At 70.1% G+C, this 11585-nt stretch carries 12 protein-coding genes and 2 pseudogenes; 5 read left to right on the forward strand and 9 right to left on the reverse strand.

The window, feature by feature from the left end:
* Positions 1-374 precede the first annotated feature (374 nt).
* Positions 375-2918 (reverse strand): alanine--tRNA ligase, encoded by a 2544-nt coding sequence (alaS, locus tag NE234_RS07625; RefSeq protein WP_252778146.1) that lies wholly within the window; start codon positions 2916-2918, stop codon positions 375-377.
* Between the two features lie 322 nt (positions 2919-3240).
* On the opposite strand from alaS, the gene NE234_RS07630 reads away from it, so the two are divergent.
* From NE234_RS07630 to NE234_RS07640, 3 genes are all read left to right on the forward strand, one after another.
* On the forward strand, positions 3241-3600 hold the full coding sequence (locus tag NE234_RS07630) for a BlaI/MecI/CopY family transcriptional regulator (RefSeq protein WP_308206855.1): 360 nt from the start codon (positions 3241-3243) through the stop codon (positions 3598-3600).
* A 6-nt stretch (positions 3601-3606) separates the two neighbouring features.
* The gene (locus NE234_RS07635; protein ID WP_252778148.1) at positions 3607-4521 is read left to right on the forward strand and encodes a M56 family metallopeptidase; all 915 of its coding nucleotides are present in this window, start codon (positions 3607-3609) and stop codon (positions 4519-4521) included.
* A 120-nt stretch (positions 4522-4641) separates the two neighbouring features.
* Positions 4642-5082, forward strand: coding sequence for a lanthionine synthetase LanC family protein (locus NE234_RS07640; protein ID WP_308206859.1), 441 nt, complete (start codon positions 4642-4644; stop codon positions 5080-5082).
* Here NE234_RS07640 and NE234_RS07645 read toward each other — a convergent pair.
* The 4 genes and pseudogenes from NE234_RS07645 to NE234_RS45825 all read right to left on the reverse strand — a co-directional run bounded on the left by NE234_RS07645 (position 5056) and on the right by NE234_RS45825 (position 8375).
* Positions 5056-5964 (reverse strand): sulfotransferase domain-containing protein, encoded by a 909-nt coding sequence (locus NE234_RS07645; RefSeq protein ID WP_252778150.1) that lies wholly within the window; start codon positions 5962-5964, stop codon positions 5056-5058. The genes NE234_RS07640 and NE234_RS07645 overlap by 27 nt on opposite strands.
* Before the next feature lie 12 nt (positions 5965-5976).
* Positions 5977-6078 (reverse strand): DUF397 domain-containing protein, encoded by a 102-nt coding sequence (locus tag NE234_RS07650; protein WP_252778151.1) that lies wholly within the window; start codon positions 6076-6078, stop codon positions 5977-5979.
* A gap of 134 nt (positions 6079-6212) precedes the next feature.
* The gene (locus NE234_RS07655; RefSeq protein WP_252778152.1) at positions 6213-6704 is read right to left on the reverse strand and encodes a MarR family winged helix-turn-helix transcriptional regulator; all 492 of its coding nucleotides are present in this window, start codon (positions 6702-6704) and stop codon (positions 6213-6215) included.
* A 559-nt stretch (positions 6705-7263) separates the two neighbouring features.
* Positions 7264-8375, reverse strand: a pseudogene (locus tag NE234_RS45825) (ADP-ribosylglycohydrolase family protein).
* Here NE234_RS45825 and NE234_RS07670 point away from each other — a divergent pair.
* A pseudogene (locus tag NE234_RS07670) lies at positions 8324-8804 on the forward strand (IS5/IS1182 family transposase); the annotation flags it as partial. The pseudogenes NE234_RS45825 and NE234_RS07670 sit on opposite strands and share 52 nt — an antisense overlap.
* A 12-nt stretch (positions 8805-8816) precedes the next feature.
* Here the strand turns inward: NE234_RS07670 and NE234_RS07675 are convergent.
* From NE234_RS07675 to NE234_RS07685, 4 genes are all read right to left on the reverse strand, one after another.
* On the reverse strand, positions 8817-9323 hold the full coding sequence (locus NE234_RS07675) for a DinB family protein (protein WP_252778153.1): 507 nt from the start codon (positions 9321-9323) through the stop codon (positions 8817-8819).
* 350 nt (positions 9324-9673) lie between these two features.
* The gene (locus NE234_RS07680) at positions 9674-9805 is read right to left on the reverse strand and encodes a DUF397 domain-containing protein (protein WP_252778154.1); all 132 of its coding nucleotides are present in this window, start codon (positions 9803-9805) and stop codon (positions 9674-9676) included.
* 5 nt (positions 9806-9810) lie between these two features.
* The gene (locus tag NE234_RS45830) at positions 9811-9921 is read right to left on the reverse strand and encodes a DUF397 domain-containing protein (protein WP_406566955.1); all 111 of its coding nucleotides are present in this window, start codon (positions 9919-9921) and stop codon (positions 9811-9813) included.
* Positions 9918-10727, reverse strand: a complete 810-nt coding sequence (locus tag NE234_RS07685; protein WP_252778155.1) for a helix-turn-helix domain-containing protein — start codon at positions 10725-10727, stop codon at positions 9918-9920. Before NE234_RS07685 ends, NE234_RS45830 begins: the two co-directional genes overlap by 4 nt.
* 109 nt (positions 10728-10836) lie before the next feature.
* Here NE234_RS07685 and NE234_RS07690 point away from each other — a divergent pair, with 109 nt between their 5' ends.
* Entirely contained in the window at positions 10837-11394 is a 558-nt protein-coding gene (locus NE234_RS07690) for an ATP-binding protein (RefSeq protein WP_252778180.1), read from the forward strand.
* Positions 11395-11585: the final 191 nt, after the last annotated feature.

The following is an 11585-nucleotide window of genomic DNA, read 5'->3' on the forward strand; positions in this document are numbered from 1 at the left end:
GCTCGGATTCGGATGCGGCGCGCTCCGCACCGATGGCCGGTAAGGGAAGGGCGGCGGTGGGCGTACGCGAATGCCCGGGCACGGAACGGTGCGGGGAATGGAGGCTGCCGATGAGGTCCGCGGGCAGGCGGTGCCATGCGGTCACCGGGTCGCCCGTCCGTCCGGGCGGTGATGTCTGTAGCCAGACAACCGTTACCTCACAGGACGCCGACGCTGCGCGCAGATGAATAGCGTGTTAACACAAGTTTCCAGCGAGTAAACCACCGGTCATTTGACATGGCAATACCTGACGTGCTCTTTATCGATCCAGGGAACGGTCACCGGGCGCCGCCCGACAGCGCCGCCCGATGCCCGTTTCCTGGACGCGTCCCTGGTCAGCCGCCGCGGAGCAGGTCGCGCGCCGACGCCGCCGCCAGACGCAGCGCCTCGTCCAGGTTCCGGACCCGCCGGCCGCCCGCGTTGGCGACGGTGCCCTTGCCGCCCGCGCCGCCGCCGATCGCGGTGGCCGCGGCCGCCAGGACCGTACGCGCCGGCTCGCCGAGGTCAGGGCCGACCGCCGCCACCATCAGCGCCCGGCCGCCGATCTCCGCGCCGAGCACGACGACGCCGCCCCGGCGCCGCAGCACCTCCGCCGCCAGCGGCCGCAACTCGTCCGCGCCGACGCCGTCGACCCGCTGGACGACCAGCCAGCCCTGGCCGACGCGCTTGGCGTGCCCGGCCAGGCGTACGGCCTCCGCGGTCAGCTCCTCCCGCCGGTGCCGTTCCAGCACCCGGCGCGCCTCCGCCAGCTCGGCCAGCCGCTGCCGCAGGCGTTGCGGCGCCTCGTCCGGGCGGACCCGCAGCAGGTCGGCGAGCTCGGTGAGCAGCGCCCGCTCGCGGTCCTGGTGCCGCAGCGCGTCCGCGCCGGTCAGCGCCTCGATCCGGCGGACGCCCGAGCCGATCGAGGACTCGCCGAGCAGGTGGATCGGGCCCGCCTGCGAGCCGTGGCCGACGTGGGTGCCGCCGCACAGCTCACGGGAGAAGTCGCCGATGTCGACGACGCGCACCCGCTCGCCGTACGTCTCGCCGAACAGCGCCATCGCCCCGGCCGCCTCCGCCCGCGCCCGGTCCGCGTGCCACACGCGGATCTCCGGGTCGGCGAGCAGGTGCTCGTTGACCAGCGCCTGGATCGCGCGCAGCCGCTCGGGCGGGAGCGGTTCGAAGTGCGCGAAGTCGAACCGCAGCCGTCCCGCGTCGACCAGCGATCCGCGCTGCGCGGCGTGCGCGCCCAGCGTCCGGCGCAGCATCGCGTGCAGCACGTGCGTCGCGGTGTGGGACCGCGCGACTGCCGCCCGCCGCTCGGCGTCCACGAGCGCCTCCGCCTCCCCCGGCAGGACCTCACCGGACTCGACCCGCGCGACGTGGACGTGGCCGGGCCGCGTGTCCGTGACCCTGAGGACCGCGCCGGACGCCGTACGGATGACGCCCCGGTCGCCGACCTGGCCGCCCGCCTCGGCGTAGAACGGCGTCCGGTCGAGGAGCACCTCGACCTCGTCCCCCTCGGCGGCCGCCGGAACCTCCGCGCCGTCGCGCAGGATCGTGCGCAGCCGTACCTCCGCGCGCGTCGCGTCGTAGCCCACGAACTCGGTCGTGCCGGTTCCCGGCCGCGGTTCCCGGCCCGGTTCCGTACGGCCGGACCGGCTGCGCCGCCGCCGCTCCTCCAGGAGCGCGGAGAAGGCGTCCTCGTCGACGGTGAGACCCGCCGCCCGCGCCGCGTCGACCGTGAGGTCGAACGGAAAGCCGTACGTGTCGTGCAGGTCGAACGCGACCTTCGGCGACAGCCGCCGCTCCCGGATCGCGGAGTCGAGGATCCGCGACCCCTGCCGCAGCGTCCGCGCGAACCCCTCCTCCTCGGCGGTCACGACCTTCTCGATCAGCGGACGCGCCGTCTCCAGCTCCGGCCAGGTCACGCCGTGCAGGTCCACAACCGCGCCGGTGAGCACGGGCAGCACGGTGTCGTCGACGCCGAGCAGGCGCGCGTGCCGGATCGCCCGGCGCAGGAGCCGCCGCAGCACGTATCCGCGCCCGTCACCCGACGGCAGGACGCCGTCCGCGATGAGGAACGCCGCCGTCCGCGCGTGATCCGCGACGATCTTCAGTGCGGTCTCGTCGCCGCCGCCCGCCAGTTCCCGTACGGTCTCCAACACCGGGAGCATCAGGTCGGTGTGGAAGATGTCGGGCACGTCCTGGAGCACGATCGCGAGACGGTCCACGCCGAGACCCGTGTCGATGCTCTTGGCCGGAAGCTCCCCCACGATGCGGAAGTCCTCGTCGCGGACGTCCTGCATGAAGACGAGGTTCCACAGCTCCAGGTAGCGCTCGCCGCCGGTCGCGGGACCGCCGCCGGGACCGTACGCCGGGCCGCGGTCGTAGTGGATCTCCGAGCTCGGCCCGCACGGTCCGGCCATGCCCATCGACCAGTAGTTGTCCACCTTGCCGAGGCGCTGGATCCGCTCGCCGGGCACGCCGAGCCGGCGCCACAGGCGCTCGGCCTCGTCGTCCTCCTCGTACACGGTGACCCAGAGCCGGTCACGCGGCAGGCCGAACCCTTCGGTGATCAGCTCCCACGCCCACGCGGTCGTCTCCTCCTTGAAGTAGTCGCCGAAGGAGAAGTTGCCGAGCATCTCGAAGAACGTCACGTGCCGGGCGGTACGGCCGACGTTGTCCAGGTCGCCGGTGCGCGCGCACTTCTGCAGGGTGGTCGCGCGACGGAAGTCCGGGGTGACGTGGCCGAGGTAGTACGGCTTGAACTGGTTCATCCCCGCGTTGGTGAGCAGGAGCTCGGGGTCGGGCGAGACCAGGGGACTGGAGGGCACGCGGCGATGCCCGCGCGCGGTGAAGAAGTCGAGGAAGACGGAACGAATCTGCGTGGAACGCATGGACGAGCCTCACGAGGTCGGCGGAACAGTGGCACGCACACGCCGAGCCGGGCCGGGCCGGGACTACCCGTCCCCCGGCTCGGCGCGGCTAGCTCGCCGCCTCACCTCATGCAGCTCCATGACCCGGGACCGTACCCACGCGGCCCTGGACGCACAATCGAATTTCCGCCCGGGGAGGGCGATCCCGGCAGGGCGGGCGTACGGGGAAGGCCACCGCCTCCTGGAACGTTCACCCAGGTGAGGGACCGTCTCGCGTCGCCAGGAACACGCTACGTACAGTAGTACTACGAGCTGTAGTACTACGCGAGATAGGATGCATCCCGTGAAGGGTCTTGGAGAGCTTGAACGCACGGTCATGGAGGTCCTGTGGGACCGCGACAACGGCGCTACCGCCCGTGAGGTGGGCCGTGCCCTCGCGGACGATCGCGACCTCGCGCACACCACGGTCATGACCGTTCTGGACAGGCTGGCCAAAAAAGGTTTTCTGGTTCGCGAGAGGGAAGGCCGCGCCTGGCGCTACCGTCCGGTAGCGACGAAAGAGGCGTACGTCGCCGAGATCATGCTGGGGGCGCTCAATATGACGGGCGACCGCGACGCCGCGCTGGCGCACTTCGCGCGATCCGTCTCCGGTGACGAGGCCGACCTGCTGCGCCGCGTACTCGACGAGGTTGAAGGGACATAACCCGGGATGACCGGCACGGCCCTGCTCGCCCTGGTGGCAGCCGGCAGCGCGTTCGGCGCGCACCGGCTGACGCGCGCCCGCTGGACGTGGCGGACGCCGCGTACCGCGATCCTTCTCTGGCAGGCCCTCGGCCTGGCCTGGGGCCTCGCCTCCATCGGCACCCTGCTCGGGTTCGGCGTGGCGCCGTACGGTCAGGGCGTCATCGGCGGCGTCATCCGCTTCTTCGCCGACCCGCACGCCCTCTCGTCGATCCGCGTCGCCTCGGTCGCCGCCGGCCTCACCTTCATGCTGATGCTGATCGTCATGCTGCTGGTCGCGATCGCCGGGGTCGTACGCGCCCGGCGGCGGCACCGCGCCCTGCTCGCGCTGGTGGCGCACGGCGACCCGGAGATGCCCGGCACACTCGTCCTCGACCATCCGGCGGCCGCCGCGTACTGCGTCCCCGGCGTCCGTTCGCCCAAGGTCGTGGTCAGCGCCGGCACGCTGGAGATCCTCGGCCCGCCCGAGCTGGCGGCCGTGCTCGACCACGAACGCGCCCACGTCCGCGAACGCCACGACCTGGTGCTGCTGCCCTTCACCTCGCTGCGCCGGGTCTTCCCGCAGGCCGGCATCATCAGCCGCACCCTCGACGCGGTCGAGCTGCTCGTCGAGATGGCCGCCGACGACCGCGCCCGCCGCCACCGCCCCGCCAAGGAGCTGGCCACCGCGCTGCTGCGCTTCGCCGCCGCCCGCCCGGCCCCGACGCCGGCCGGCACCCTCGGCGTCGCCGGCGTGGCCGCCGACGAGAGCAGCCCGATCCTGGTCCGCGTCCGGCGGCTGCTGTCCCCGGCGCCGCTGCCGCGCCCGCTCCGCGGCGCGATGCTCGCCGCCGCCACCCTGGTCGCCGTCCTCCCCCTGATCCTCTACGCCATCCCCGCCTGACGCCGGCTCTTCGAGGAGCGCTGGACCCACCAGGCGGTCGGCATCGGTGAGCGGCTCATCGCCGGTGCCCGGTACGAGGCGGGGACCCTGTGCCGGCCCTCCCGGCGTTGGCCCGACGGCATCGGCGGCTTCGCCCACGGCGTGACCGGCGTCGGCTGGGCGCTGGCGCGGCTCGCCCTGGCGACCGGCGACACGCGGTTCGCCGACGCCGCACGGGCGGCGTTCTCCTTCGAGGAGACGCTCTACGACCCGGCCGCCGACGGCTGGGCCGACCTGCGCGACCCTGACGAGGGGGTGTTCTCCGCCGCCTGGTGCCACGGCGACCTGGACTGCTGGGAACTGTTCGACGACGCCCTGACACTCGGCCGCGCCCCGGCCGGGCTGGACCGTCGCGGGCTCGACGCGCGGATCATCACGAGCGTGGAGGACAACGGGCCGGCCGGCGGACCGGCCCGGGACGCGTACTGCCCGGGCATGCTCGCCGGCCTGGGCGGCATGGCCTACCGGCTGCTGCGGCTGCATTCCGACAGCGACCTACCGTCGGTCCTGAAGCCGGACTGACCCTGAACCACCGGGCGCGTGGAGCCAGGCGACGAGGTCCGGCGCCGCCAGCGACGCCACGCGGGAGCGATAGGCGGCGAGCTCCTCTCCGGTGAGGATCTCCTCGGCGGCGCCGGGCCGCCCACGCCGGAAGAACGACGTGTCGCTCTTGATGATCCCGCCGCCGGGGACGAACCGACCGGCATCGGCCCGCATCCACTCGAAGGTCGCCGCCCGTACCAGCGCCGGCCAGACGGGCTCGGGCACCGCGATTCCCAGGCGCTCCGCGAGCCCGCGCATCTGCCCTTCCAGGTCACGGCATAGGTCCTCATAGCGGATCAGCAGCACATTGCCGCCACCGCGCCTGGCCCAGGCACAGCCCAGGTGCCGCATGACGCCGGGCAACGAATCCGGGTTGGTACGCGGGTCCGCGTCATGGGAGATCCAGTCGAGCAGCCAGTCCCGGAGCGGCTTGCGCGCCGCCGACGGCTCGGCGGGCAGGTCGCTGCCGGTCAGTTCCCGCATCCGGCCGATGTCGATGTTCGTGGTGTGGTGGTACAGCGACACCGCCAGGTCGAGCGGCTGCCTGCCCGTCACGATGTACGTGACACGGCGATCGACCGGCAGAACGTCCAGCGGCATATGCGTCTTGATGAACCGGCGGTGCCGCTGCCGCGCGAGCAGCGCGTACACCTCGTCTCGCGGCATCGTCAGATGGTCGAGCCACGGCGACAGCCGCCCCAGCGGAGCGGGAAGATCCGGTTTCTGGAAGATCAGCAACGCACAGATCATCTGCATCCAGGTCGTACCGCTCCTGGGCCGCGTGCTGATCACGATGTCGCCGTCCCGGAACGGAAAACCGTCCCAGCGCCCACTGTCGGCGTCCACCGACCGATACCGCACCGACGCTCCGCCTCAGCCGCGTCCGCCGTCCGCCGAACCGAGCCGTGCGACCTCGACGCAGTCGGACTGCGTGGTGGTGCTTCCGCTGGAGCCGGACTTTCGCCAGGTGGTCATGAGACTCGTCCCATCGCTTCGGAGAGCAGCTCCGACAAGGCGTTCTCGGGCGACGCGACGTCGCCGATGAGATCGAATCACACGGGATCCGAATTGTCCCGCCCGACCCGTCGGATCAGGCGGGCGGGGGTTCGTTACGGGGCGTTGAACCACTGCGGGGTGTCGAGGCGGAACACGTCGGGTGGCGTGACCTTGCGCAGGTCCTCCACCATGGCCCGCAGCCGGTCCTCACCGAGGGTATCGGCCCACTGGTCGCGCAGGCGCTCGAAGATTCGCTCCGACCGCTCGAGCGCGTCGTAGGCGTGCGGGGTCAGCGTGTACGTCTTACGGCGCGCATCGCCGGGATCGTGCCCGGGCCGCAGGTAGCCGAGACCCTCCAGCATGTCGATGGTCTTGCCCGCCGCCTGCTTGGAGACGCCCAGCGCCCGGCCCAGGTCGGCGGCCGTGGTCCCGTACGGGCCGCCGGCTCGCATGATGGCCTGGAAGACGAACCCGTGCATGGGCCGCATCTGCGGATGACCCTGCCGGGCGAGCTCCTCGTGCAGCTCGTCGATGAGCACCCGGAACCCCAGCAGCAGCCGCAGCGGCAGTTCGAAGCCCTGCAGATCACTTGACAAGATGGACAACCCCATTAACCATATAGACAACGGTATTGTCTATCTTAGGGATGTGAACCGTGACTCTCGTCCGCCATGCCGAAAGCCGTCAGTCCGAGACCCCGAACGCCGTCATGACCACCCTCGCCTCGCCGACCCTGGGCGGTGCGCGATCCTCCATCTGGCGCACCGAGGTCAAGCCCGACGTGAAGGGCCCCGTCCACATCTTCGACGTCGAACAGATCTGGACCTTCCTCGAAGGTGAGGCGACCATCGAGCTCGACGGCGAAACCTCCACCGCGGGCCCCGGCGACACGGCCGTCCTGCCCGCCCACACCACCCGCCGGCTGACCGCCGGCCCTCAGGGCTACACCGCCATCGTCACGGCCCCCGCCGACGCTCACGCCTGGACCCCCGGCGACAGCGCCAACAAGGTCACACCCCCTGGATCGCCTGACCGGCAGCTGGGATCGCTGGGGGCACGGCGGCGCGCTCGAGCCACCGAGACCGCGGGGCGGATCTCATCAGCGCCGAGGATTCTCGTCGCTCACACGACCGAAATCCTCGGCCGAGACAGGCGCACACGAAATCATCGATCCCAGGCGGTGCTCAGGGCCAGCAGACGGTCGCGGTACTCGATATCGCGGACCCACTCCTTCGGCCAGGCCTCCGCGCCGAGGTACGCGCCGGCGAAGGCCCCGGCCAGGGCGGCGATGGAGTCCGAGTCGCCAGAGGAGTACGCCGCCCGCCGTACCACCGCCTGCGGCTCATCCGGCAGCATCAAGAAGCAGTACAGGCCGGTCGCGAACGCCTCCTCGGCGATCCATCCGGCCCCGGTGGCCAGGCACGGATCCGCCTCGGCGTCCGCGACGGCCGGCGCCGCCTCCAACCGGTCGAGTACGGCCAGGCACTCGTCCCAGCCTCGGGCGATGAAGGACGCCCGATCGGGGTCGTGCGCGTACTCGGCCAGATCCCCCAGCCAGTCGGCGCGGTAGACGGTCCGGGACCGCACGGCATGATCGCGCAGCTCGGGCAGCAGTTCGGTGGTGCCGGCGCCCTGGGCCAGCAGCCAGATCGCGTGAGCGGTCAGGTCGCCGGCCGCCAGCGCCGTCGGGTGGCCGTGCGTCAGGGCTGCAACTGAGCGGCGCCCGACCGCTGGTCTTCGTCCAGCCCGGGAATGAGACCGACCGGCGCGACCCGCATGTTCGCCCCGCAGCCCTTCGAGCCGACCTGACTCGCTCCCTGCCAGACACCGTCTCGGCTCAGCGCCTCGCACGCTTGAAGGCAGGTCATCCCCGGCGCGCGGTTGTTCTCCGGTGAGCGCGACCATTCGACGAAGCGGGCGCGGACCGGCGGCTCCAGCCGTTCGGCCGTCAACTCGCCGGCCGCGAGGGCTTCGACCAGTCCCTCGCCCAGCGCCAAGGTCATCTGCGTGTCGTCGGTGACGTACGCCCGTCCGGAGGACACCGGCAAAGGCATGGTCCGCCAGTGGCCGTACTTCGCGGCGATCTGCGCCACGTCATTGAACTCCGTCGGGAAGCCCATGGCATCCCCGATCGCCAACCCCAGCAAAGCCCCGGTCGCCGCCCGCTTCACGCCGCCCATCACCCTCATCGGTACCGGCGCACAAGCCTCGCCCACCGACGGGAAGGAGATCAACCGCGGCACCATGGCGGGATCTACCTGCGCGATTCTGTCCATGGAAGACGGTGTGAAGACGCTGGTCGGCGGACGGCGTCTGGGACGGGATCTTCGCAGCAGTCCTGGATCCACCTCGCTGGAGAGGGCGGACGCCGCCCCCTGGCCCTGCTGATCACTCCGGGCCAGTGGGGCGACGCTCCGCAACTCATTCCGGTCGTGGAACGCCTCCGCGTTGGCCGCCTCGGTGGCGGACGCCCGCGCACGCGGCCCGACCATCTCGGCGGCGGCAAGGCGTACTCCTCCCGCCGCAGCCGCCGCTACCTGCGACGACGCCACATCAAGCACACCATCCCCGAACCGAAGAACCAGCGGGCCAACCGCCAGCGAAGGGGCAGCCAAGGCGGTCGACCCGCCGGCTTCGACAAGCGCGGCTACATCTTCCACGGCACCGTCACCGTCGCCTCGATCCGACTCTGGCTCCGCCCGTGATCTCCGCCAGATCTAGTCGCCGGTCGTGCCGTCGAGCATCTCGCGCAGGATGTCCAGATGGCCGTTGTGGCGGGCCGTCTCCTCGGTGAGGTGGAGAAGGATCCAGCGCAGGTCGACGTGGAGGCCGTTGCGGATGGCTCGCTGTGCCTGCTTGTCCAGGTTGTTCCCGGCGACCAGTTCGCGGTAGCGGGCGCTCTGCTCGGCGTATTCGTCGAGCAACTGCGTGAGCGGGAAGTCGACGGCGATACGCATCTCGCGGTCGGGATCCTCCTCGGTCCAGGGGCCCCGGTCTTCCTCGCCGAGGAAGACCACCTCGAACCAGTAGTACTCGACCCAGCGGAGGTGGTTGATCACTCCGCTCATGGTCATCAGCGGTGAGCCCGGCAGGAGCGCCTTGCGTGCGTTCTCCGCAGAGACGCCTTCACATTTGGCGCGGGCGGTGTCACGTGCGTAGTCGAGAAACGTGGTGAGCTGGGTCCGCTCGTCCCACGCAGACGGTGTGTCATCGATTCTTGTCATCGCGCGAAGCGTCCCCGATCACCGCGACCCATGTCGAGGGATTTATCGACGGCCCCACCCTGCTTCGCTCAGCTCCTTGTCCGGCGGGTCGCTACAGCGGTTCAGCCCGGTGGGCCGACCAGCGTGATCCGCCGAACAGACCCTGGCTGTACTGATCACGGACGCTGGTAACGGCGACAGGGCTGGATGATCTTGAAATAGGGAGGACCTCCTGGCGAGGTGTGTGTCACCGCAACATGCACATCTCGTCCTGGAGGTCCTTCGCGGTCCACGCCAACGCCAACTCACGGGTCAGTGCACCTAGCGGTGGCTCGGGCGTTCCGTCCGCACCCGCGACCGGCGGCCTCCGATCAGCGCCGAGGATTCTGGTCGCTCACACCACCAAAACCCTCGGCCGTGACCGACGGCATCCGAACCACCTCGACACAGTCGGAGTGAACGCTGGTGCCGCCGCTGTAGCTGGACTTCCGCCAGGTACTCATCGGGCTTACCCGGCGACGCTGCGCCTGTCATCCACCGAGCCGACTCGCGCGACCTCGACGCAATCAGACTGTGTGGTGGTGCTTTCGCTGCGACTCGACTTTCGCCAGATAATCATGGGAATCGCTCCAACGCTTGTACGATCAGTTCAAACGAAGCGTCTTTCGGCAACGCGACATCGCCTATGAGATCGAACCATACGCGGTAGCGATTTGTCTCGGTCGCATCCTGTATGAGCCGTCCGCCTCCGGGCGCATACGTGTAAACCACATCCGCACCACCGGCAGTCATGATTTTGAAGGACCCGTCGCGGCCGGCGTGAGCGCCGACGGACTGTGGCACCACCCGCACACTGATGTGCGAGCGTTCGGCCAGCTTGATCAGGTGGGCGAGTTGATCCCGCATGATTGCGGTGGAGCCGACCGGTTGGGTGATCACGCGCTCGTCGATGATCGCCCACACGCGGGGTGGCGGGGTGCGATGAAGGCACTGTTGTCGTTCTACGCGAGCCTTGGCCCCGGCTTCCGCCCCCTCGGCCCCTGCCGCGTCGAACATGGCGCGGGCGTAGCTTTCGGTCTGGAAGAGGCCAGGCATCCAGCCAAGGTCCCAGCTACGAATTTCGTCGGCGTCGGCCTCCAGTTCGAGGTGGGTTGCGAACCAGGACACATCGTGTCCGCGCTTGGCGAATCTGACGAGGCGGCTGTAGAGGCCGCCGGTGCGCCAGGCGTCGTCGATCTTGACGGCGTGCTTCTCCTGAAGCTTCGTGGTGCCGTTTTCAACGTAGGCGACCAGAGATCGATCTCGTCCGATGATGTCGCCGACGACGTTGAGGGATATGTCGCGCTCCTGGCGCTGCCTCCTGAGGTCGAATGCGATTAAGTCCCACAGATTCTTGTCCGGATCGAACCCGGCACGGTAGCGCATTGTGACCCTCCTCGTTGAATTCCGTGATCTCTCCTGGTCAAAGTAGCCACTCAAGGCGCATGCTGTCATGCGATCACAGAAAGTGGCGCCAAGGGAGCGATCGGTGACGATGATGACCTTCGACATACCTCAGCCTGCGGGCAACCCACAGATCGGCCGTCATGCGGCGCCGGCCGCTGATCCACTCGGTGTCCTGGCCTCGGCTCCGGCGGTCGTACGGCCGTCGTGGATCGCGCTCGGCGTCAGCCGTACGTCGGTGGCGAAGGCCAGGCGATTCGCCGCCGAGGTCATCCGGGACCACGTCACCGACCCCGATCACGCGGATTCGATCGTCCTCGTCGTCTCCGAGCTCGTCACGAACGCCCGGCGGGCCGCCACCGAGGTCCGGCGGTGGGAGCCCCACGACCTTCCCCTGCGATTCGGCCTCCTGGCCACCGACCGCTACGTGCACCTGTACGTCACCGACCCCGACCCGCGCCCCTTCCAGCCGAACCCGGCGCCGACCAACGGCTGGGGCCTCGGCATCGTGGACACGTACGCTGCGGCGCGCTGGGTCACCTACACCGACACGGACAAGACGGTGCATGTCCTGATCACCGCCCCGGGCGTCACGTTGCTCCCTGGCGAGGTGGATGTCCCAGAGACCGGACCGCCGAGCAGCGCGTGACGCGACGTCTGCAGCAGGCCAGGTCGATGTCGCGACGTGATTCCCTGGCGAACACTGCGGTCTAAGAGCTTCTAACAGAATGATCAGCGGACGAGGCGTCGCCAGCAGATGATGGCTGCGGCCAGGGTCATGAACGCCTCGTGGATGTCGTCGCGGATCTCCCAGCGGATGCGCAGGCGGCGGAACCAGTG

Origin of the sequence: Actinoallomurus rhizosphaericola (assembly GCF_024055675.1) — a bacterium.
In the GTDB taxonomy this organism is placed as follows: Bacteria; Actinomycetota; Actinomycetes; order Streptosporangiales; family Streptosporangiaceae; genus Actinoallomurus; species Actinoallomurus soli.

What these genes read in the sequence shown, in the direction of transcription:
- alaS (WP_252778146.1), bottom strand. Translation starts at nt 2,918, where the DNA reads ATGCGTTCCACGCAGATTCGTTCCGTCTTCCTCGACTTCTTCACCGCG.
- NE234_RS07635 (WP_252778148.1), top strand. Translation starts at nt 3,607, where the DNA reads ATGACCGGCACGGCCCTGCTCGCCCTGGTGGCAGCCGGCAGCGCGTTC.
- NE234_RS07650 (WP_252778151.1), bottom strand. Translation starts at nt 6,078, where the DNA reads ATGACCACCTGGCGAAAGTCCGGCTCCAGCGGAAGCACCACCACGCAG.
- NE234_RS07675 (WP_252778153.1), bottom strand. Translation starts at nt 9,323, where the DNA reads ATGACAAGAATCGATGACACACCGTCTGCGTGGGACGAGCGGACCCAG.
- NE234_RS07680 (WP_252778154.1), bottom strand. Translation starts at nt 9,805, where the DNA reads ATGAGTACCTGGCGGAAGTCCAGCTACAGCGGCGGCACCAGCGTTCAC.
- NE234_RS45830 (WP_406566955.1), bottom strand. Translation starts at nt 9,921, where the DNA reads ATGATTATCTGGCGAAAGTCGAGTCGCAGCGAAAGCACCACCACACAG.
- NE234_RS07685 (WP_252778155.1), bottom strand. Translation starts at nt 10,727, where the DNA reads ATGCGCTACCGTGCCGGGTTCGATCCGGACAAGAATCTGTGGGACTTA.
- NE234_RS07690 (WP_252778180.1), top strand. Translation starts at nt 10,837, where the DNA reads ATGATGACCTTCGACATACCTCAGCCTGCGGGCAACCCACAGATCGGC.